This window comes from Moraxella nasicaprae, assembly GCF_025643275.1.
Lineage (GTDB): Bacteria > Pseudomonadota > Gammaproteobacteria > Pseudomonadales > Moraxellaceae > Moraxella > Moraxella nasicaprae.
On the sequence record NZ_CP089977.1, the window covers coordinates 1,428,412 to 1,450,000 of the forward strand.

General features: G+C 43.3%; 24 protein-coding genes (1 of these 24 cut by a window edge). 7 read left to right on the plus strand and 17 right to left on the minus strand.

The window, feature by feature from the left end; genetic code table 11:
- Positions 1 to 26 precede the first annotated feature (26 nt).
- The 8 genes from ubiM to LU297_RS06725 all read right to left on the minus strand — a co-directional run bounded on the left by ubiM (position 27) and on the right by LU297_RS06725 (position 6,579).
- On the minus strand, positions 27 to 1,220 hold the full coding sequence (gene ubiM, locus LU297_RS06690) for a 5-demethoxyubiquinol-8 5-hydroxylase UbiM (RefSeq protein WP_263075774.1): 1,194 nt from the start codon (positions 1,218 to 1,220) through the stop codon (positions 27 to 29).
- Between the two features lie 34 nt (positions 1,221 to 1,254).
- Positions 1,255 to 1,686, minus strand: coding sequence for a hypothetical protein (locus tag LU297_RS06695; protein ID WP_263075775.1), 432 nt, complete (start codon positions 1,684 to 1,686; stop codon positions 1,255 to 1,257).
- A gap of 133 nt (positions 1,687 to 1,819) precedes the next feature.
- Positions 1,820 to 2,863, minus strand: a complete 1,044-nt coding sequence (locus LU297_RS06700) for an FAD:protein FMN transferase (RefSeq protein WP_263075776.1) — start codon at positions 2,861 to 2,863, stop codon at positions 1,820 to 1,822.
- Positions 2,864 to 2,938: 75 nt separating this feature from the next.
- A complete protein-coding gene (locus LU297_RS06705; protein ID WP_263075777.1) occupies positions 2,939 to 3,475 on the minus strand; it encodes a dihydrofolate reductase in 537 nt (178 codons plus the stop codon).
- A 21-nt stretch (positions 3,476 to 3,496) separates the two neighbouring features.
- Positions 3,497 to 3,931 (minus strand): hypothetical protein, encoded by a 435-nt coding sequence (locus LU297_RS06710; protein ID WP_263075778.1) that lies wholly within the window; start codon positions 3,929 to 3,931, stop codon positions 3,497 to 3,499.
- Between the two features lie 5 nt (positions 3,932 to 3,936).
- Positions 3,937 to 4,779 (minus strand): thymidylate synthase, encoded by an 843-nt coding sequence (locus LU297_RS06715; protein ID WP_263075779.1) that lies wholly within the window; start codon positions 4,777 to 4,779, stop codon positions 3,937 to 3,939.
- 35 nt (positions 4,780 to 4,814) lie between these two features.
- Positions 4,815 to 5,690, minus strand: coding sequence for a prolipoprotein diacylglyceryl transferase (gene lgt / locus LU297_RS06720; protein ID WP_263075780.1), 876 nt, complete (start codon positions 5,688 to 5,690; stop codon positions 4,815 to 4,817).
- Positions 5,691 to 5,775: 85 nt separating this feature from the next.
- Positions 5,776 to 6,579 carry a sulfite exporter TauE/SafE family protein gene (locus tag LU297_RS06725; RefSeq protein WP_263077352.1) on the minus strand — a complete coding sequence of 268 codons (804 nt, stop codon included), beginning with the start codon at positions 6,577 to 6,579 and terminating at the stop codon, positions 5,776 to 5,778.
- A 155-nt stretch (positions 6,580 to 6,734) separates the two neighbouring features.
- Between LU297_RS06725 and LU297_RS06730 the strand changes: the two genes are divergently transcribed.
- Together LU297_RS06730 and LU297_RS06735 are read left to right on the plus strand one after the other, a co-directional pair.
- A complete protein-coding gene (locus LU297_RS06730) occupies positions 6,735 to 7,649 on the plus strand; it encodes a biotin--[acetyl-CoA-carboxylase] ligase (protein WP_263075782.1) in 915 nt (304 codons plus the stop codon).
- Positions 7,649 to 8,365 (plus strand): pantothenate kinase, encoded by a 717-nt coding sequence (locus LU297_RS06735; protein WP_263077353.1) that lies wholly within the window; start codon positions 7,649 to 7,651, stop codon positions 8,363 to 8,365. Before LU297_RS06730 ends, LU297_RS06735 begins: the two co-directional genes overlap by 1 nt.
- A gap of 66 nt (positions 8,366 to 8,431) precedes the next feature.
- On the opposite strand, the gene LU297_RS06740 is transcribed toward LU297_RS06735, so the two are convergent.
- Complete coding sequence (locus LU297_RS06740; protein WP_263075783.1) at positions 8,432 to 8,842, minus strand: MAPEG family protein; 411 nt, start codon at positions 8,840 to 8,842, stop codon at positions 8,432 to 8,434.
- 17 nt (positions 8,843 to 8,859) lie between these two features.
- Positions 8,860 to 9,264 (minus strand): OsmC family protein, encoded by a 405-nt coding sequence (locus tag LU297_RS06745; protein WP_432806287.1) that lies wholly within the window; start codon positions 9,262 to 9,264, stop codon positions 8,860 to 8,862.
- Positions 9,265 to 9,581: 317 nt separating this feature from the next.
- Here LU297_RS06745 and LU297_RS06750 point away from each other — a divergent pair, with 317 nt between their 5' ends.
- Positions 9,582 to 10,073, plus strand: a complete 492-nt coding sequence (locus LU297_RS06750; protein ID WP_263075785.1) for an RNA pyrophosphohydrolase — start codon at positions 9,582 to 9,584, stop codon at positions 10,071 to 10,073.
- 178 nt (positions 10,074 to 10,251) lie between these two features.
- Here LU297_RS06750 and LU297_RS06755 read toward each other — a convergent pair whose 3' ends face one another.
- Together LU297_RS06755 and katG are read right to left on the minus strand one after the other, a co-directional pair.
- Entirely contained in the window at positions 10,252 to 10,707 is a 456-nt protein-coding gene (locus LU297_RS06755) for a hypothetical protein (protein ID WP_263075786.1), read from the minus strand.
- 125 nt (positions 10,708 to 10,832) lie between these two features.
- On the minus strand, positions 10,833 to 13,004 hold the full coding sequence (gene katG, locus LU297_RS06760) for a catalase/peroxidase HPI (RefSeq protein ID WP_263075787.1): 2,172 nt from the start codon (positions 13,002 to 13,004) through the stop codon (positions 10,833 to 10,835).
- A 308-nt stretch (positions 13,005 to 13,312) separates the two neighbouring features.
- Here katG and iscX point away from each other — a divergent pair, with 308 nt between their 5' ends.
- A complete protein-coding gene (iscX, locus tag LU297_RS06765; protein ID WP_263075788.1) occupies positions 13,313 to 13,510 on the plus strand; it encodes a Fe-S cluster assembly protein IscX in 198 nt (65 codons plus the stop codon).
- A 96-nt stretch (positions 13,511 to 13,606) separates the two neighbouring features.
- On the opposite strand, the gene LU297_RS06770 is transcribed toward iscX, so the two are convergent.
- Positions 13,607 to 14,632 carry an ABC transporter ATP-binding protein gene (locus tag LU297_RS06770; RefSeq protein WP_263075789.1) on the minus strand — a complete coding sequence of 342 codons (1,026 nt, stop codon included), beginning with the start codon at positions 14,630 to 14,632 and terminating at the stop codon, positions 13,607 to 13,609.
- Between the two features lie 9 nt (positions 14,633 to 14,641).
- Positions 14,642 to 16,240 carry an ABC transporter permease gene (locus LU297_RS06775; RefSeq protein WP_263075790.1) on the minus strand — a complete coding sequence of 533 codons (1,599 nt, stop codon included), beginning with the start codon at positions 16,238 to 16,240 and terminating at the stop codon, positions 14,642 to 14,644.
- Positions 16,241 to 16,450: 210 nt separating this feature from the next.
- Between LU297_RS06775 and LU297_RS06780 the strand changes: the two genes are divergently transcribed.
- Positions 16,451 to 17,449: an extracellular solute-binding protein gene (locus LU297_RS06780; RefSeq protein ID WP_263075791.1), complete on the plus strand. Its 999-nt coding sequence runs from the start codon at positions 16,451 to 16,453 to the stop codon at positions 17,447 to 17,449.
- 128 nt (positions 17,450 to 17,577) lie between these two features.
- Here the strand turns inward: LU297_RS06780 and dapE are convergent, their stop codons facing one another.
- Genes dapE through LU297_RS06795 form a run of 3 tightly spaced genes read right to left on the minus strand, consistent with a single transcriptional unit; the run spans position 17,578 to position 20,327 of the window.
- Positions 17,578 to 18,756, minus strand: coding sequence for a succinyl-diaminopimelate desuccinylase (gene dapE, locus LU297_RS06785; protein WP_263075792.1), 1,179 nt, complete (start codon positions 18,754 to 18,756; stop codon positions 17,578 to 17,580).
- A 54-nt stretch (positions 18,757 to 18,810) separates the two neighbouring features.
- On the minus strand, positions 18,811 to 19,707 hold the full coding sequence (locus LU297_RS06790; RefSeq protein WP_263075793.1) for an ADP-ribosylglycohydrolase family protein: 897 nt from the start codon (positions 19,705 to 19,707) through the stop codon (positions 18,811 to 18,813).
- 11 nt (positions 19,708 to 19,718) lie between these two features.
- Entirely contained in the window at positions 19,719 to 20,327 is a 609-nt protein-coding gene (locus tag LU297_RS06795) for a 2OG-Fe(II) oxygenase (protein ID WP_263075794.1), read from the minus strand.
- 147 nt (positions 20,328 to 20,474) lie between these two features.
- Between LU297_RS06795 and LU297_RS06800 the strand changes: the two genes are divergently transcribed.
- Positions 20,475 to 21,365, plus strand: coding sequence for a 23S rRNA (adenine(2030)-N(6))-methyltransferase RlmJ (locus LU297_RS06800; RefSeq protein WP_263075795.1), 891 nt, complete (start codon positions 20,475 to 20,477; stop codon positions 21,363 to 21,365).
- Positions 21,366 to 21,398: 33 nt separating this feature from the next.
- Positions 21,399 to 21,589 carry the beginning of a CDP-diacylglycerol--serine O-phosphatidyltransferase gene (gene pssA / locus LU297_RS06805; protein ID WP_263075796.1) on the plus strand. It continues 604 nt past the right edge of the window, so the window shows 191 of its 795 coding nt (coding positions 1-191); the start codon lies at positions 21,399 to 21,401; the stop codon falls past the right edge of the window.

Consider the following 21,589-nt stretch of genomic DNA (forward strand, 5'->3'; position numbering starts at 1 on the left):
CCGCCATTGATGATGGCGGTTTGTGATTAGCCTGTTAATTGTTTGGCAATCCAATGTTTGACGGGTGGTAGGTTGTTACTGACTCTCAGGGCGATTTTACGCAGGGTTTGTACAGGCTTGGTGTCGTTGGTAAATAACGATACCATGGCATTGGTGCCGTGATACAAGGGGCGAGTGTGTCGCTGATGCTGACTGTCGTATTGGCGAAGTAGGGCTTGTGAGCCAATGTCTGCACCAATGCTATGGGCTTTTAGGATTAAAGGGGCAAGTGTGTCAGCACTGAGCAAGCCAAGATTATAGCCATGAGCGGTCACAGGGTGCATACCAACGGCTGCATCGCCAATCAGTGCCATACGCTTGGCATAAAACTGATGAGCATGCACGCCCATCAATGGATAATGATGCACGCTACCTGCAATATTGAGCGTGCCTAATTTGTCATTCATCATTCGCTGAGCTTTGGCGACCAGCTCGTCAGTGGATTTTGCCAGTAGTTGTACAGCTTGTGTATTATCCAGCGTGATGACGCAATTGGTCAAGTGGTCATGCAAGGGCAATAATGCCAGCGTCTGAGAACCGATAAAGTGTTCTTCGGCAGTGGCTTGATTGGAGTTTGGGTGGCTGACACGAAAAACAATCACGGTACGCCCAAAATCGTGCAAATGTGAACCAATCCCAAAAGATTTTCGCATTGCAGATAGGCGACTGTCAGCAGCGACCAACAGATTGGCTGTCAGCATACGCCCATCATCAAGAGTGATGTATGCCATCTTATCATCGGTGTGGGCATCAACGACCACAGTATCAGTGATGATACGAACATTAGGCAGTGCGGCAACTTCATCATAGACAGCACGGCGAATGTTATGATTGGAAATCAGATTGCCCAAGCGGTCAATGGAACGCAGGGTTTTTTGGTGGGTTGGTACACGAAAATGCAAGGCGTAATCAGAATCGCCATTGAATACTTTGGCGTCTTTTAAGGGAAAGATTTCATCAGCATCAATGCGTTGCCACACCCCTAAGTTTTGTAAGATTTCTTTGGAGCGGTGTGTTAAGGCAATCTCTCGCCCGTCATAAGCAGGATTTTTTAGGCTGGACAACGGGGCTTTTTCGATGAGGGTAATGCGTAATTCACTACCTGCAAAATAACGAGCAAAAGCCAGACCAGCAGGCCCTGCTCCTACGATGATGATGTCGCTGTGTGCTTCGTTATTCATGATATTGCCCCAAATGCTGTTTTTGAGTTAGGCATTAGCGTTTATAATTTGCCAATTCGTTTTTGATGGTGGTTTGTAGCCAAAGACGCAAATCGCTGGATAGCTGTGCCATATGCTCGCCCAAAAATCCATCAATCTGTGAGCTAAGTTTTTGGTGCAGATGGTGTTCTAGGGTGCTAAGCTCAGCCGGAGCAATAGTTTGTGTTGGCTCGGTCAGAGCGGTTGTGTCAATGCTATGCACCAGTCTGTTTGGTGGTGTGTGTGATGCAAAAGCATCATCTGCATATAGTAGCGTATTGATGGTTTGGTCAAAATCAGCATTGGTAAATTCAAATTCTGCCACAGATTCATCGCCATCAAGCAGGCGAATGATGTCGTTAAGTTCGTGTTTGAAAGCGGTTTTGACAGAATCAGGGGTGTTTAGCCAATGTTTGGCAAAATAAATACTTGGGGAAAAATTAGCCATAAAACTTCTCAAAAGTAAAATTGGATAAACTTAACAAAAATCTCTTGTTATTCTATACAAGCTATTGTAAAGCAAAACTGATTCATTGGCAATTCTAAAAGCATGAATCAGCCATCAATGAATCATGAATCACTTAGTTGGTCAAAGCCTGAGTTTTGACGATGTCAAAGCCTGATTTGTCGGCATTTTCCACCACAAAAATTGCCTTGATTTGATTGGCGTTGGCAAGTGTGAGGGCTTCTTGATAAGGTATGGCGGTCAATGCTGTCGCCCAGCCATCTGCCAATGCCACGCTGTCGTGTAATACGGTAACGCTGGGGGCATTGCCAGCCACAGGTTTGCCTGAAACAGGATTGATGGTGTGGCTATAACGCACGCCATTATACACCAAAGAATTGCGATAACCGCCAGAAGTGGCAATGTGTAGCGTACCATCTTTGGGCTGGCTGATGGTGGTGATGGTTTGGCGATTTTCAATGGTGCTATCAATCGTTGGGGTGTCGATGCCTAGCGTCCATGCTTTGCCTTGTGCGTTTTGTCCACTGGTGGCGACCTCCCCGCCAATCTCAACCATATAATTAACCACGCCATAGTTATTTTTTAGGGTGTTTGCGATGACATCGACCGCATAACCTTTGGCGATTGCCGAAAAATCCAGACCCACGCCATCCACAGATTTTTGCAGTTGATAATTAGTGCCAATCTGGCTAAGTTGCACCTTATCCAAGCCTACCAGTTGTTTGGTACTGGCAATGCTATCCTCGCTGGGTGGTGCTTGCAAGCGTTCGACATTCATTTTGCTGCCAAATCCCCACAGCTCAACCAAAGGATACACTGTTGGGTCAAAAGCGTGCTGGGACGCTTGATAGATGTGCTGACTGTTTTGCAGCACTTGGGCAAAATCGCCATCAATGACGATGTTTTGACCGCTGGGTAGGCGATTAAACTTAGAAATCGTACTGTCTGGCATGTAGGTGGACATACTTTGATTGACTGCTTGCAGGCGAGCATCAATCGTTTGCTGAATGATGGCAGGGTCTTGGTCGCCACCTTGAAAAGTGATGTGATAGCTTGTCCCCATCGTTTGCCCTTCGATGCTTTGGTAGTCATTTTTTGGCGAGCAGGCGATTAGACAGATGGCAGATAGCGTAAGGGTAGGAATAATAAAATGACGCATAAAAATCTCGGCTTGGTTTGGATAAAGTGGTTTACATTTTTAGCTGTACGGTCAGCAGGTGTCTGTTTGCTAATTTCATCTCTTTTTTTGATACCGCACAAACCCAAAACCAACACCGCTTTTTTCGTCCGTTTGCTTATCCGACCGCCATACTTCTTTAAAGTCGTCTGTGATGGCAGGATAAAACGCATCGCCCCCAATGTCCAAATCTACTTCGGTGATTTCTAAAATATCCGCCATATCGATGCTTTGGCGGTAAATCTCACCCCCACCGATGATAAAGAGTTTGCCATCGGTGCAATCATCGCCCGCCAGTTCCAGTACCTGTTCTAGGCTATGGGCAACCTTAACACCGTCTGCCGTCCAAGTTGTATCTCGTGTGATGACCCAGTTTGTGCGATTGGGCAAGGGTTTGCCAATGCTTTCAAAAGTCTTTCGCCCCATAATCACCACACCATTTGTGGTAATGGCTTTAAAATGCTTTAAATCGGCAGGGATATGCCACGCAAGCTCGTTGTTTTTGCCGATACAGTTTTGGCGGTCGATGGCGACCACATGGACGATTTGAATATTTTTTTGAAGTAACTGATTTTTTAGATTGGATAGGTTCATCTTAGTCTCTCATCTTTTGAGTTATTCATAAACATCATTGCTATTTTTGATAAAACAAATGCTTAGTAACCAAAATAACACCTGTCCAAGCACAAAAATAAGTAAGTAATTATTTTGACAATGATAAATAGATGTATACAATAAATTGGTAAAACCGTTGCTTTCTGTCCACCAGCTTATGAGGGTGCTGACAAGCAGGTAAGTCATGGCAAAAATAACATAAATCATTTTATTTTTGCAAAAGCTGAATATCACAACAAATAACAGCCCAACAAGTGCTAATAAGGTGAATACTATGTCATCATCATTTCCAGAACTGTAAATTTCACTAATTTTCATTATATGTTCTGATGAAAAATAATCAAAACATAAATTCTCAGCAGTAACAAAAAACAAACTAACTGCTGAGATTAGTAAGGCAATGATGGCAACGGGGCGATATTTGATGCGTGGCATTTTTATCACACCGCCACATCTGCCTTAATTCTTTCGTGCGACTGATAATCCACAATCTTAATATCATCAAATGTAAAGTCAAACAAATCTTTAATATCAGGATTTAACTCTAACTGACAAAGTGGCAAAGGCTCACGAGTCAGTTGCAATTTAGCCTGTTCAAAATGGTTGTGATACAAATGCGTATCGCCCCCTGTCCAAATAAATTCGCCCACTTCTAAATCACAAACTTGGGCAATCATATGAGTCAAAAGAGCGTAACTGGCAATATTAAATGGCACACCCAAAAATACATCTGCCGAGCGTTGATACAGTTGGCAAGATAGCTTATTATTCACCACAAAAAATTGAAATAAAGTATGACAAGGCGGTAAGGCAACTTGCCCTGCCTCAATGGGATTCCAGCCAGAGACAATCAGACGGCGAGAATTGGGATTGGTTTTGATTTCATTAATCAGCCATTTTAATTGGTCAAAGCCATCTTGTTGATAAGTGCCATCAGCGTTTTTGGTCGCTCCAAAATTTCGCCACTGATGACCATACACCGCCCCCAAATCGCCCTCGGCTCGTCCAAAACGGGCGGTTTGCTCAGCCGTTGCCCACTCGTCCCAAATCGTTACGCCATTGTCTTGCAGATATTTGACATTGGTATCGCCTTTGATAAACCACAAAAGCTCATAAATAATGGACTTCATATGGACTTTTTTGGTGGTGAGTAGTGGAAAACCGTCCGCCAAATTAAACCGCATTTGATAACCAAATACGCTACGAGTGCCTGTGCCTGTGCGGTCGCCTTTGTCATCGCCATTGTTTAGGATATGGGATAAAAGTTCTAGATATTGTTTCATAGCTTGTCTTGTTTTTAATTGTTAAATTGTATCGTTTAGGCTTTTTGCCAGTCGTAAACTTTATTTTTATAAGCCATCACCATCAAAATCACCCCAAAGACAATCATTGGCAGGCTATACAGTTGCCCTTTACTCATCCAGCCAAAGATGAGTTCATAGCCCACATCAGGCTGGCGGAAAAACTCGGTGGTAAAACGACTGCACCCATAACCCAATAAGAATAGGGCAGAAACAGCATAACGAGGACGAGGCTTACTACTAAACCACCATAAGAAGATAAATAGCAATACACCTTCGGTAAAGGCTTGATACAGCTGGCTTGGGTGGCGTGGCAGGAGTAGATAACCACCGATGTTTTGGGCAAGAGCCTGCAAAGAGCTGTCTGAATTGATTAATGCCAAATCAGCGTGGGCAGCTTGGGGAAAATACATCAGGTGTGAAATGTTGCTGTCAGAGACTCGACCCCATAGTTCTCCGTTGATGAAGTTGCCAATGCGTCCAAACAATAGCCCTGTTGGCACGCAAGGAGCGATGAAATCCAGCACGGTAAAGGCGGATTTTTGGTATTTTTTGGCAAAAAACCACATCGCAACCAATACGCCTACAAATCCACCGTGAAAGCTCATGCCACCTTCCCAGACTCGAAACAGGTAGGTGGGATTGGCGATGAATTCGCTAAAATTATACAAAATCACATAGCCAATACGACCACCTAAAATCACCCCAACTGACCCAAAGAATACCAAGTCAGACACCATCTCAGCGGTAAAATCATCACGAGATTTGGTGCGTAAGAGTGCCAGTCCATAGGCTGCCGCAAAGGCAAGTAAATACATCAGTCCATACCAATGAAGCTGGATAAATCCTAAATCCAAAGCAACAGGGTCAATCTGTGGGTGAACGATAGCCATAAAAATTCCTAAATAAAGAGTGTCAGTAACGATGACTATATAAAAGCCAATCGCTTATAATGTCATCTGCAACATAACCAAAAAATTACAACAGACCGCTAACCACCAGCTGCACACCAACCACCATCAATAGCACACCAAATGCTCTTTTTAGGGTTTGGGCAGGGAGTGTGTGAGCCAATTTTGCACCAACTTTTGCCATCACAAAGCTGACAATGCTGATACTGACGAAAGCACCGATATGCACAAAGCCAAGCAGACCGTCTAGATTGAGCTGGCTGACATTGCTTTGCCCAAACCAGACAAAGCCTAACGCCCCAGCGATGGCAATGGGTAGTCCACATGCTGCCGAAGTACCCACCGCCTGACGCATTGGCACGCCGTTTTGGCTTAGGTATGGGACAGTCAGACTGCCACCACCAATGCCAAAGATGGCAGATAGTAAACCAATAATGATGCCTGCAAATCCTTGTTTATAAGGGGTTGGTAGTGGCACATCGGTGCGTTCTTTATTGGGGAAAAACAGCATTTTGATTGCCATCAAGACAGCACCACCACCCAAAATCGCTTGCAATGATGCACCGTCAATCAAAGTTGCCACCCAAGCCCCCACCAGACTACCAAGCACCAATCCCTTGCTCATGTGCTTAAAAATTTCCCAGCGGACACCGCCACGCTTATGATGAGCAGACATAGAGCTGATGGAAGTCAAAATAATGGTTGCCAATGCCGTGCCTACTGCCACATGAGGGACGATGTCTTGGGGTAAGCCATAAGCGGCCAAAATCCAAATCAGAGCAGGTACAATCACCATGCCACCACCCACACCAAATAATCCTGCACATAAGCCAGCAACCGTCCCTGCAATGACAAACCAAAGATACATCATCATTTTTGCTCCAAAACCCAAAGTCTTTATGATAAATTGTGCTATTATACCGCATTTATTGAGTGATGGGCGTGCGATTTGCCCATTCTTTTATCAAATCGTGCTTGGTTTGGGGTTGATTTGGCGATTGGTGCCATTAAATTTGGATTTTTTTGATGACAGATAAAGCGATGCATGCCCAAAAATACATCGGTCATGTACTGTGCGAGCATTGGCATTTTGATGAGATTGGCAGTACCAATACTGCCTTAATGCAAGCAATACAAGCAGGCGAGTATGATTATCGTCAGTATCATTTGATGACGGCAGATAGGCAGTTTGCAGGGCGTGGGCAACATGGACGCTCTTGGATTGGTGCTGTTGGCAATGTGTTTTTAAGTTTGTACCTACCAATGCAGGCGGTGCTTGACCAGCCATCAACAACCGCACTATGTCGTTTGTCAGGCATGTTGTCTTTGACAGTGGGGTATCATCTTGCCCAAATGCCATCGCTGTTATCATTAAACCAGTACAGACGGCAACAAAATCTACCCATCATTGGGGTAAAATGGGCAAATGATTTGGGTTATTATGATGATAATAAGCAGCTTTTCCAAAAGCTGGCAGGGATTTTGATTGAGCCTGTCTATGCCAAGCACCAAGATAAATCAACCTGCGTGGGCGTGATTGTGGGTGTGGGATTGAATGTTGCCAGTACGCCACAGGTTGCCGATGGGCTGTATCAGGCGACCAGCATGGCTGACTTATGTCAATCGGTTCAGATGCAGATGATGAGTCTGCCACAATGGTATGAGCAGATTGCTGATGCGATTTTGGCAGCGATTGTGACGCACAATCAACTGACTAAGCCGTCAGACAGACAGGCATTTGTCCATGCGTTTAATCAAGTGCATCTTTTGACGGATAAATGGGTGCAGATTTTCACCCAAGACCAGACCAGTCAGGCAGCTCATCAGGGCAAATGTGTTGGCATTGATGAACAAGGGGCACTGCTGCTTGATGAAGAAGGCTTGATTGTACCTATTTACGCAGGCATGGTACAAAGTTTGATGAATAAGGATAATCAATGATGAAAGCATTATGGATTGATTTGGGTAATACTCGCCTAAAATACTGGCTGATTGATGATGGGCAGATATTGGTGCATGATGCCCAAGAACACCTAAAAGCACCCAACGAGCTATTGCTGGGCTTATTGGGTACTTTTGAGCGATTTCAGCCAGCTTTTATAGGTATTTCTAGTGTTTTGGGTCAGAAAATTAACACCGCCATCGCCACAACCTTGACATTGCTAAACATTCCCTTTGAGTTTGCCAAAGTTGATGCCAATCACCCATACCTAAAAAGCTACTACGACCATGAGCAGTTGGGCGTGGATAGATGGCTACAAATGTTGGGTGTGGTGGATAAGTCTTGTCGTCAATGCGTGATTGGTTGTGGTACGGCATTGACCATCGATGTGATGGAGTATGGCGTACATCTTGGTGGATACATCTTGCCCAATGTCTATATGCAAAGGCACGCCTTATATGCAGGCACGCAACAGATAGGGGTCAAGCAAGGGCGATTTGATAGCGTGGCGTTGGGTCAGACGACCTTTGATGCGGTGAATCATGGCGTACTATTTGGCATTGTCGGTGCGGTTAAAAACATACAAGCTCAGTACCCAGAACATCGCTTGGTATTGACTGGCGGTGGGGCTTCGATGCTTAACGCCCATCTGACAGGAGCAAGCATTGATGATAATTTGCTGTTAAAAGGTTTGCAACGCTATTTTGTTAAATAGTCTTTGACAAAAAATAGCATCATTAAAATAAAAAACCGCTTGTGTGATTCAAGCGGTTTTTTTTGTTTAATTTGACACATAAAAGGCAAAAAAGAACATCATCAGACAGCTCATCAAGCCAATCACCCAGCTGACCGAGCGAAAAGTCGCCCAATTAAGAGCATAGCTGATGATAAATAGCAATCTACTGCCCAAATACACCAGTGCCAACTGGTTGATGACGCTGATGGGAACAAAAGCGTATAACGCCATCAGCACAGCACCGATAAAAATCGCCAGCCCTTCAAAACTGTTGGCTTGGGCGTGGTTAAGTCTGCTTGCTAAGCCGTGAGTGCTGGCGAGAAATTCTCTGGGCGTGGCATTATCCAAGCGGCGAAAACCGCCAAAAGCCTTCGCAAAAAAAGCACAAAGCAATGGTAAAAAAATCACCAAAACCATCAAAATCACGGTCAGGCGAAGCGATGAAAGTGCAAACACAGCCCAAACCCTCCGATTTAGCCAGCGATGATTTCAAAATCGTGCGTGATGTTCACACCGCCAGCTGATAGCATGCGAGAAGCTGAGCAATATTTTTCAGCAGACAGCTCAATGGCTTTGGCGACCTGACTTTCTTTGATGTTTTCGCCTGTCACCACAAAGTGCAAATGAATGTCGGTATAGACCGCAGGCACGGCATCTGCACGCTTGGCAGTCATTTCGCAGCGAACATCATGAACGACTTGGCGGGATTTTTTGAGAATAGTAACCACATCATAGCTGGCACAGCCACCAAGCCCAAGCAAAATCAGCTCCATTGGACTGGCACCGTGTTGTTTTTCGCCATCGATTTGTACATCGTGTCCAGAATGTGAAGTGCCAATAAAATGCACATTGTCTTGCCAAACAACTTTGGCGTTCATCGTTGCCATACCAAATTCCTTAAAAAATGAGTAAAAAGATGATTGGGGATATGTTGGGGTCAGATGGCGTGGTTTCAAGGCAAAAATGGTTTTTTGAGCAAGATTGTTGGATAAATTGAAAGTTTTTTGACGATTGATTAGTTTATTGATGAAATTATCATAAAAAAACTAATACAGTGAAAATAAACATTGATTTTTTGAAAAAAAGATTACACTTTTTGGTGTTTTTTTGGTTTAATAGACACCAAGAAATTGCTGATGATTTTTGATGAATGATTTGGCAGTATTTTAATAACTTATAAATTAAGAGTTTCTTTATGATTGATGCAGATGGCTTTCGAGCCAATGTTGGCATCATCTTGGTAAATACAAAGGGTCAGGTGCTGTGGGCAAAACGCATCGGACACGACAGTTGGCAATTTCCGCAGGGCGGTATCAATCGAGGCGAAACACCGTTACAAGCGATGTATCGTGAGCTGTATGAGGAAGTTGGTTTGTATCCTGAGCATGTGGAAGTATTGGCGGTGACTCGTGATTGGTTGCGTTATCGTTTGCCAAAACGCTATGTGCGAGCAGGGCAAGAGCCTTTGTGTATCGGACAAAAACAAAAATGGTTTTTGTGCCGACTTGATGATGAAAATACCAGATACATTCGTTTTGATGTGGATACACCTGAATTTGATGACTGGCAATGGGTTAGTTATTGGTATCCGTTAAGTGATGTTGTACCATTTAAACGAAATGTTTACCAAAAAGCCTTAGGCGAGCTGATTGAGTCCGTCCCACTGGATAAAGAGCTTCGAGCGTAATACAAAAAAGCATCAGATAGATTCTGGTGCTTTTTGTTTGATTGGTCTAATCAGGGCATGTCGGTCAGACGATTGTGCATTTGTCAAAACAACATACCCCTTGTCAGATATGTTGTTTTTTAACCTTAGTAGCCGTCAAACTAACCATAATAGGTATTGTTATTTTTATTAAACAAACTTAAAATTTTTTCGCAAACTGTCCATTTGTCATTTGGGGAATGACTTGTTTTAATTCAGCCACTCGTTTTTCATTACAAAAATCTTTAATTTTAGATTGTTGGAGAAAATGAAACTCCACGCCATTTATTTCATGAACCAATTCATTGTATCCATACTTTTTGGCAAGAAGTGAAATGATTTTTTTACTGTCCACAGTCATGCCGCAAGTTTTTGCTCCTGCTGTTCTTGACCATGCATATTGCAAATTGCTATCCCACCCCATCGCATCAACGCCAGTAAAGCCATTGTCATAATGATATTTATAAGCATTGCTGTCAATGCTATAAGCCGTCATTCCGCCTTTGCCAGAATAATTACCATATTCGCCCTTGGTTGTGCTATTAATACTTGTTGCACCTGTACTGGCACAACCAACCATGAACAGCATGATTGTAGAAAGTGTTACTTTTTTCATAAAAAATCCTGAAAATGAAATATTGGCTGGATTGTATCATAATCGCAAAAAACGCACAAATTATTAAAAAGAAAAAACAACACACCCCAATGGAGTGTGTTGTCTTAACCGATTAACTTAAAAAATTACTTTTTCAAATCATAACGGTCAGCGTTCATTACCTTAGTCCACGCTTTTGCGAAGTCTTTGGCAAATTTCTCACCAGCGTCGTCTTGGGCATATAGCTCAGCGTACGCACGCAGGATAGAATTAGAGCCGAACACTAGGTCCACACGAGTGGCGGTAAACTTGGTTTCGCCAGTTTTGCGGTCGTTGATGTTGTAGCTGTTACGACCAGTTGGCTCCCAAGTGTTGCCCATATCTACCAAGTTACGGAAGAAGTCAGTCGTCAATACGCCCACACGGTCAGTAAATACACCGTGTTTGCTACCACCGTGGTTTGCACCTAGCACACGAAGACCACCAACAAGCACGGTCATTTCAACAGCGGTCAAGCCCATCAATTGAGCACGGTCAAGCAGTAGCTCTTCTGGGGTTGGCTCGTAGTGAGCTTCTTGGAAGTTTCTAAAACCATCGTGAATTGGTTTTAGGTATTCAAAACTTTCAACATCAGTCATTTCTTGAACAGCGTCGCCACGACCTGCATCAAACTGTACTGGAACATTGTAGCCAGCGTCTTTAATCGCTTTTTCAACAGCAGCTGTACCACCAAGTACGATTAGGTCAGCAATAGAGACATTGGTTTCAGCAGATAGTTTTTCATAAACTGCCAATACTTTGTTCAAACGCTCTGGCTCGTTACCAATCCAGTCTTTTTGTGGGGCTAGGCGGATACGAGCACCGTTGGCACCACCACGATAGTCAGAACCACGATAAGTGCGTGCAGAATCCCAAGCAGTTGCCACAAGTTCAGACACAGTCAAGCCACTTGCCAAGATTTTTTCTTTAAGGCTTGCAATCTCGCTTTCAGTTGGTACATACTTAGGAGCTGGGATTGGGTCTTGCCAGATAAGGTCTTCTTGTGGTAACAATGGACCTAACCAGCGAGAACGAGGTCCCAAATCACGGTGAGTAAGCTTAAACCACGCACGAGCAAAGGCATCATCAAACGCCGCTTGGTCATTTAAGAACTTCTCAGAAATCGCACGATATTCTGGGTCTTTGATAAGAGCCATATCGCCATCGTTCATCGTGATTTTGCGTTTGATGCTTGGGTCGTTTTGATCCACAGGCATATCTTCTTCGTCCATCTCTGATGGTTCCCACTGTTTTGCACCAGCAGGTGAACGAACGATTTCAAATTTGTCTTCGTATTTAAATAGCAATTTAAAGAATTCATTGTCCCAACGATCAGGGTTGGTTGTCCAAGCACCTTCAATACCAGAAGTCATTTTGGCAACGGTGGCTTTATCAGTTTTCCAGCCCAAGCCTTGGTCAGCGATGTCAGCGGCTTCTGGCTCTGCACCAACTTTTGAGGCATCGCCATTACCGTGTTGTTTACCGATGGTATGACCACCAGCCACTAGGGCAACGGTTTCTTCCACAGTAACACCCATACGAGCGAATGTGATTTTCATATCACGAGCGGTTTTGATTGGGTCAGGGTTACCGTCCACACCTTCTGGGTTGATGTAGATTAGACCCATCATTACAGATGATAATGGATTTTCTAATTCACGGTCACCAGACCAACGGTTGCCTTTTGAGCCAGTTGGTGCAAGCCATTCAGTCTCGCTACCCCAGTAAGTGTCTTTTTCTGGGTGCCAAATGTCTTTACGACCAAAGGCAAAACCGTAAGTTTTAAGACCAGCGGCTTCATAACCCATTGTACCAGCTAGGATAATTAGGTCAGCCCAAGAGATTTTGTTGCCGTATTTTTGTTTGATTGGTTGAAGTAGGCGGCGAGCTTTGTCAAGGTTTGCGTTGTCAGGCCAGCTGTTTAGTGGGGCAAAACGAATGTTGCCAGTGTTAGAGCCACCACGACCGTCCATCGCACGGTAAGAACCTGCTGAGTGCCACGCCAAACGACCCATCAAACCACCATAATAACCGTGGTCAGCTGGCCACCAGTCTTGGCTGTTACGAAGTAGTTCTGCGATGTCTTTTTTAAGGGCATCAACATCAAGTTTGGCAACTTCGGCAGCATAGTCAAAATCTTCGCCAAGTGGGTTTACTTTGGTGTCGTGTTGGTGCAAAATGTCAAGGTTTAGGGCTTTTGGCCACCAAGCCATAGGTCCTTGTTGATCTGAGGTGGTGCTACCGTGAAATGGGCAGCCTTGTGGTGCATTTTGGCTCATAATGAACTCCATATAGTTCGTGCTTTTGGCACGAGTTGGTTGAGAAATTGGTAAAATACCTATTTGTTTTGTGGTATTATAGGCAATACCAATGTATGAGTAAAATATAATATTCTGATAGTTCGATTTAGTTTTTTAAATTCAAAAATTTTAATGAATTTTCAATTTTGATTAAAAAAATAAATTATAACAGATATTTTTTGATAAATTATAAAATATCATTTGAAAATTTTTATCAAGCAAACAAGGTATTTTGGGGCAAATGTTGTTATAATTGATGAAATTTTTCAATCAAAAAAGGTTGCTTTATGAAATTAACTTGGCAAGATACGCTGGACATCGCCATTGAACTGGCGGAAAAATACCCTGATGAAGATGTACAATATATCCGTTTTACCGATTTGCATCGCTATGTTTGTGAATTGGAGGGTTTTTCTGATGACCCTAATAAATCTAACGAAGCCATCTTGGAAGCCATTCAAATGGCATGGCTTGATGAGCTGTAATTAAGAAAATAAACAAAAAGCAGGCATGTTGTCTGCTTTTTGTTTGGTCTGGTAGGATTATTGCCAAATCGATGTAATGCTCACATCGTCATAAGGCTATAAGGTGCTTGCTCGGCGAATTTGAACCAGTAACTGATCGCCAACTTGATGGCTTTGGTGATTTACTGCCATTGATACCTGCATCAGCAGTAAATCGCCCTGATGAGTGCTAAGGGTGTACAGCCAGTAACCGCCACGAAAGTCTTTATCCAACACGGTAACGGCAATGCCTTGACCATCTTTGGTAATTTTGACATCGTGCGGTCGGATTAGTAGCTGGCTAGACTCAGGATTGATTGGTGCACTGAGTGCAATTTTGCCAATGATGCACTCTGCGATATTGTCGTGTTTAGCAATGATAGGATATAGCACGCCTTCACCGATAAATCTGGCAACTTTTTGGCTGCATGGCGTATGATACAATGCCTCAGGACTTGCCCATTGTTCCATTTTGCCATCAGCAATCATACCGACCACATCCGCCATTGCAAATGCTTCTGCTTGGTCGTGAGTGACCAAAATGGCACTCACGCCTTGCGATTTTAGCAGTGTACGAACTTCTTTGGATAGCGTGGTACGCAGTTCTACATCAAGATTGGAAAAAGGCTCGTCCAACAAGACCAATCTAGGCTTGGGGGCTAAGGCACGCACTAATGCCACCCGTTGCTGCTGACCACCTGATAATTCGTGCGGATAGCGATGCTTATAATCTGCCATATCAATCAGACTAAGCATTTCGTCAATGCGAGCGTTTTTGGCGTGTTTATCAAGATTGCCAAGACCAAAACCAATATTATCCGCCACCGTCAAATGTGGAAATAAGGCGTAGTCCTGAAATACCATGCCGATATTTCTTTGATGAGCAGGAACAAACTGCTGTGCATCGACCAGTGTTCTGTCTTGTAGGGTGATGTTGCCAGTATTGGGTTTTTCAAAACCAGCAATACATCGTAAGATGGTTGTTTTTCCGCAGCCAGACGCACCAAGCAGACAGGCGATTTGTCCTGCTTTTAGGGTAAAGCTGATGTGATTTAGGATTGGTTTATCATCAAAACTGATGGAAAGATTGTTAACGATTAGCATGGGTATCTATTACTTTTGATCCATTTTGGCAAATAAAATGACAGGAATTAGCCCTGTTAGCACGATTGCCAGAGCAGGCAGGGCGGCTTGTTGGTACATACCTTCGCTGGTAAATGAATAAATACGAACCGCCAAAGTATCCCAATCAAATGGACGCATCATCAAAGTGATGGGCATTTCTTTCATTGTATCCACAAACACCATCAGCATTGTTACACCCAAAGACCCTTTAATAAGAGGTAAATAAATCTTGATAAGTGTCTTAAAGGGTGTTGCCCCAAGTGCATAAGCAGCTTCAATATGTGTGTGTTTAATGCGTTTCATACCAGAGTCTATACTTTGTACACCCAAAGCCAAAAAGCGAATCAGATAGGCGATAAGTAGAATAACCAAAGTTCCTTTAAAAATGGCATCATATTGGGCAAAAATACCAATATGCTCAATCAGCCAGTTATCCAACCACGCCACAGGTACAAACACACCTACCGCCAATACCGAACCTGGAATGGCATAGCCAAGAGTGGAAATTTTGCTGGCAATCAGATTGGATTTGTTTGGATAATGACGCACGCTAAGACTGATAAATAAGGCGAATATCGCCACCAAAATCGCTGCCAACAATCCTGCACTGATTGAATGACGAACTTGTAATAATGTCTGTGTCAGGTCAATGCCCTGCCATTCATCATACACCCAGAAACTAAGCTGTATAATGGGTAATAAGAATGCTAAAAATAGCACACCAGCACAATAACCAAACGCCAGCCATTTTTTATAGCCGTTTAACTTAATGGTGCGATGGTGTGTGGCTCTGCCTGTGCTTTCAAAGCGTTTTTTGCCACGACTTAGCTGTTCTAAAATCAAAAAAACAAAAACAATGGCAATCAACAAGCTGGCAAGCTGCTTGGCGGTGTCAATAGAAAAAAAGCCGAACCACGCCTGATAAATCGCAGTTGTGAAAGTATCATAACCAAAAACAGACACAGCGCCAAAATCCGCCAATACTTCCATCAATGCCAAAATCGTACCGCCTGCAATCCAAGGGCGAGCCATCGGCAAGGCGATTTTAAAAAAAGCCTGCCAAGCCGATAGACCCAGCGATGCACCAGCCTCTAAGGCACGATTACCCATACTACCAAAGGCATTTTTCGCCAAAAGATACACATAAGGGTACAAGGTTAGACTCATTACAATCATCAATCCACCACCGTGGCGAATCTCTGGCAAACCCTGCTCAAAGCCAAGTTGTTCACGCAAAAAAGTACTAATCGGACCTGTGTAATCAAACATACCAAGCTGCACAAAAGCAAGTACATAGGCGGGTACTGCCAGTGGCAACATCATCGCCCAGCCAAAAAATCTGCTTAGTGGAAAACTATGTATTGCAGTCAGCCAAGCGGTGCTTGTGCCAAGCAGTATCACACCCATGCCCACACCAAGCACAAGCCATAGCGTGTTTAGCAGCAGGGTAGGTAGTTCGTATTCTAGGAGAAACTGCCAGATTTCAGCATTAAACTCGCCCAATGACGATAGAATAACCCCTAGCGGAACCAGCACCAATAAAGAGCATAAGAACAACCAAAGTCGTGATAAAAAAGAGGTAGTCATTGCATTAGTTGTGGATTGATAAATAAAATTACACAAGAATATCCAAAATCTTAAAGCGATAATGATAATTCTTCTTGTTTGCAGCCAAATATTTTATTATAATAACACTAACAATAGCAATGCTTATTGTGAGGTTTTGATAAATTTTTTTTATGCCCAGCAATGGGGTGTGTCAAACTCGGTTTGATAATTTTGTTTAAGGATATGATTATGTTAAAAAAAGTATTGGTTGCTCAAATGGCATTGCTTGCCACATTGCCAGCCCTAGCATCAGAATTGGTGGTATATTCAGCTCGTGCCGATGAGCTATTAAAGCCGATTGCACAGGCGTATCAGGATAAAACAGGTACAAAGGTAACGGTGATTAGCGATAAGGCAGGGCCGCTAATGGAGAAGCTAAAAGCCGAAGGTAAAAACACCAAAGCTGATGTGCTTATTACCGTTGATGGTGGTAACCTATGGCAAGCCGCCCAAGCAGGTCTGTTCCGCCCAATCAACTCAACTGTCCTAAAAAATAATATTCCATCTCATCTAAGAGACCCAAAAAATCAGTGGTTTGGTTTGTCTGTGCGTGCTAGAACTATTTTTTATAATGCCAAAACCGTAAACCCAAGTCAGCTATCTACCTATGCAGACCTTGCGGACGCAAAATGGAAAGGTAAACTATGCTTGCGTACTTCTAATAATGTGTACAACCAATCATTGGTTGCTACGATGATTGCCAATCATGGTCAGGCGGCAGCAGAACGCACCGTTAAAGGCTGGGTAAACAACCTTGCGACCACACCATTTCCACATGATACAGCATTGCTAGAAGCCATTGATGCTGGTCGTTGTGATGTCGGTATTGCCAATACCTACTACTATGGTCGTCTGGTAAATAGCAAACCGGCGGTTGCCAACAATGTCAAAGTATTTTTTGCTGACCAAAAAGGCAAAGGTACACATGTCAATATCTCAGGGGCTGGCGTAGTAAAACACAGCAAAAACCCTGCCGAAGCCCAAAAATTCATCGAATGGCTAAGCAGCCCAGAAGCTCAGAAGCTATATGCTGACCGCAACTTTGAATACCCAGCCAGCGTACGAGTGGGTGCAGCACCATTGGTGGCTCGTTGGGGTAACTTCAAACAAGACTTTATCAATGTCTCGATTGCAGGTCAAAACCAACAAAAGGCGATTATGCTGATGAAAAAAGCCAATTATAAATAATCAAGGCTTTGTCGCTAAGACAAAAAAACGCACCAAATCATCTGGTGCGTTTTTATTTGTTCAAAACTTCTAAAATCATCAATCAACGCTTGGGTTGATTGATGATTGTTATCAAGCAAGATAAGCCATCATTGCACTAATTGAGCTAGAATATTTTCATAAATCTGACTAAGATTTTCTAGCTCGCTTAGCTCGACACATTCGTCAATCTGATGAATGGTGGCGTTTTTAACACCCAGCTCAACCACTTGGGCATTCATAATTGGAGCGATAAAACGACCATCAGAAGTGCCACCAGAAGTGGAAAGCTGGGTTTTTGTGCCTGTTACCTGTTCGATGGCAGACGATACCGCATTGACAAATTCGCCTTTTGGGGTCAAAAACGGCTCGCCTGACAGCGTCCAGTCGATATGATATTGGGCAGGACTATTGGCAAAATGTTTGTCAAAAATGGCGTGCGTTTTGGCTTTTAGGCTTTCGGCAGTATTTTCGGTGCAATAGCGAAAATTAAATAACACTTGGCAGTCGCCTGCAATGACATTGGTTGCTCCCGTGCCAGCGTTGATATTACTAATTTGCATACTGGTGGCAGGAAAATATTCATTGCCATCGTCCCAATGCGTTGCAGTTAATTCGGCTAGGGCAGGAGCAAGAGCATGAATGGGATTGACCGCCAGATGCGGATAAGCAATATGCCCTTGTTTTCCTGTGATGCTCAAACGAGCATTAAGTGAGCCACGACGACCGTTTTTGATGACATCACCAAGTGTGTTGGTGCTTGACGGCTCACCCACTAGGCAATAGTCCATTCGCTCGCCACGCTGTGCCAAAGTCTCAACAACTTTGACCGTGCCATTGATGGCAGCAGCCTCTTCGTCAGCAGTGATGAGCAGGCTTATTGCCCCTTGATGCTCTGGATACTGCTTGATGAAGTTTTCGCACGCCACAACAAAGCAGGCAATGGCGGTTTTCATGTCCGCAGCCCCTCTTGCCCAGAGCTTACCATCAGCCACAGTTGCTGAAAATGGTGGATAAGTCCACAATTTTTCATCGCCTACTGGCACAACATCAGTATGTCCAGCAAAGCACAGATGAGGGGCGTTGGGGTTGGAACCTATTTTTTTGGCATACAGATTTTTGATTTGGGCATTTGCTCCTGTATCATCAGGGTCGCCAAAATACATAAATTCACACTCAAAGCCTAATTCTGTCAGGCGTTTTGCCAAGATATTTTGGCATTCAAAATCGTTGGGCGTGATGGACGGTTGTTGGAGTAGTTCGATTGATAGGGATAAGGTGGGGGTCATAAGTTCAAGCCTCTGTTTTATTCAATTAAAATAATTATAAAGCTTAATAATAAATTATTTTTTAAATAATTGTTTCGCCAACTCCAAAATATGCTCATTCCAATATACCGTTTCTTGCCAATGTATTGGAATGCCAGACAGTCCATAATATGCTCCCGCAATTTGCCCTGTAATGGCGGCGGTGGTATCGGCATCATTACCAAGATTGGCTGCCATTAAAATCGCATCTGCAAAATTATCACTATGATAAAATGCCCAAAGAGCGGTTTCAAGACTATCAATCACATAGCCTGTGCCAAAAATTTGGTTTTCAGATTTGTATTTAAAATCGCCGTTTAAAATAGGTAATAGTTGTTCCGACCATTCATAATCCACGCTTGGCAATAATAATTGGTCTTTATTGGTTTTGCCATTAAAAATATTAAATAAAATTTGAGCAAAATAAGCACAAGCCGATAAACAATCGGAACTTTGATGAGTGGTTCTTGAACTTAAAATGGCATATTCCACAGCATGATTGATGTTGTCGTGATAATAGCAAGCAATGGGAGCAAGTCGCATTAAAGAACCATTGCCTGATGAATATTTGTCTTTACTTCCTGCATAAATCTCACCTGTTTCTTTAAAATATTCTAAGGCTTGCCGTGTTGCTCCGCCAATATCAAAACATTCCCCTGTTGATGAGTTTTCGCCCATTTCATACCATCGTAAATACCGTTCCATTTGGTCTTTGGCATCAAAGCCTTGCCGAGCAATCAGACTGTCCGCCAAGCATAACGCCATAGAAGTGTCGTCTGTCCATTGCCCTTTTTCAAGCCCAAATACACCACCGCCTACCATGTCTGTGAGTGGGGTAAAGCTGCCTTTGGAAAGAAATTCTACCGTTGTTCCAACTGCATCGCCAATAGCCAGCCCAAGTAATGAACCTTGAATTTTGGGTAATTTATCCATGTTTACTCCAATCATACCCACTTTTCATCTTTTCTGAGCCAAGTGGCAATCGAAAAGCGTCTGCGATGAGTGATTTCTACTTGATGTCTTAGATTGCTATCAAAAATAATCAGGCGATTTAGTTTGGGTAAAAGTTGTACCGTATCGCCCAGTTTGTTGATGACCGTGATTTGACCACCGTCTTGTTCACGCCAATCATCATTAAGATAAAACACCGCAGAAATGACCCGTTCGTCTCGTCCGACTGGGTTGTCAGAATGCCATTGATAGCCAAAACCAGCAGGATAGCAAGCATAATGAGCCTCTGATGAGCGAATGCCTGTGTATAGCGTCCGATTAAAATAAGCCCCCAGTTCATTGATGCTATCAAGATAGGCAAGTCCAGCAGGGCAGTCATGGTCAATCCAGCGAATGCTATCGCCACGAATGTGGCTTTGTCGTTCGCCGTGTGTCAGCTTTGCTTCTTTATAGTCGATGAATCCGCTTTCGTTTTGCAAGGCTTGTAAAGCGTCCATTTGATAGCAATTATCCAAAACTGTCGTGCCAGTTTCGATGAACTGCTCAATTTTATCATCTAGCAGACTTGCCCAGTCTGTATGAAAATTTGTCGAAGTGGTCATTGTAATGATGTCTTAAAAAATTGTATGATGATTAAGATTAAGTCAAATTGTTTGGCAAATCATGAAAAACAATTCGCCAAAAATTATCCGCTATGCTACCATATAATGCAGACAATTTGTTATTCAAAATATCAATCGAGACATAAAATGAATTATAAGCACGCTTATCATGCAGGCAACTTTGCTGATGTTGCCAAGCACATTCTATTATTACAGCTACTTGCTCAGTTTTCTGCTAAGGGCAAGCCTTTTTATGTGCTTGATGCCTATGGTGGGCGTGGCTTGTACTCATTGGCAAGTACCGAAACCCAAAAAACCCAAGAAGCCAATCAAGGTATCATCGCCCTAGAAAAGCATGTACAAACACACGGTTTGACCCATGCACCAAAAGCAGTGCATCAATATCTAAACGACTTAGAATTTGCTCGCAACCGCTATGATGAATATGTCTATCCTGGCTCTCCTTGGTGGATTGCTCATCATGGCGAGCATCATTCATCAGAGGCAGCCTTGCGAGCCGAAGCGTTTGAGGCGATTGCTGATGAATATGATGCACTCAATTATCAGCTGTATCAATTACCAATAGGCATTCATCATCGTGATGCTTTTGAGGGCGTGCCTGCGGTCGTGCCACCCAAAGAAAAAAGAGGCATCATTTTGCTCGACCCACCATTTGAGCAAGAGCATAAGGATTTTGGTCGTTTGGTTGATTTGTTGGCGAGTGCCCATAAAAAATTTGCCACAGGGACTTTTGTGCTTTGGTATCCGCTCAAAAATAGTGAAGCAACCGAATTGTTTTATAAAAAGATGAAACGCACAGGCATCAAAAAACAGCTGATTTGTGAATTAAACCTATACCCAAATGATGTGGCGGTTGGACTCAATGGCACAGGATTATTTGTCATCAATCCGCCTTGGCAATTTGATGAAGCAGCCAGCCAGATTTTGCAATATTTAGCACCGATTTTACACCCAGCCAATTCACCAGCGATGAGCTTAGAAGAAATGGCCGTGGTCAAATGGAATGTTGGCGAATAATCATCAATATCAAAAAAGCAGCGAATATAACTTATGTCCGACAAAAAACATCTAGAAGCAGAACAGTCGCACGATGGCATTACTTTTGAAGTGATTGAGCCAAGCAGCGATGGTGGTAAACTTGCTGTCAGCTCAGGCGTCTATTTGATTCCCAATCTGATTACAACTTTATCATTGTTTTCAGGGTTTTATTCTATTTTGCTTAGCATGAATGGCGAGTTTTA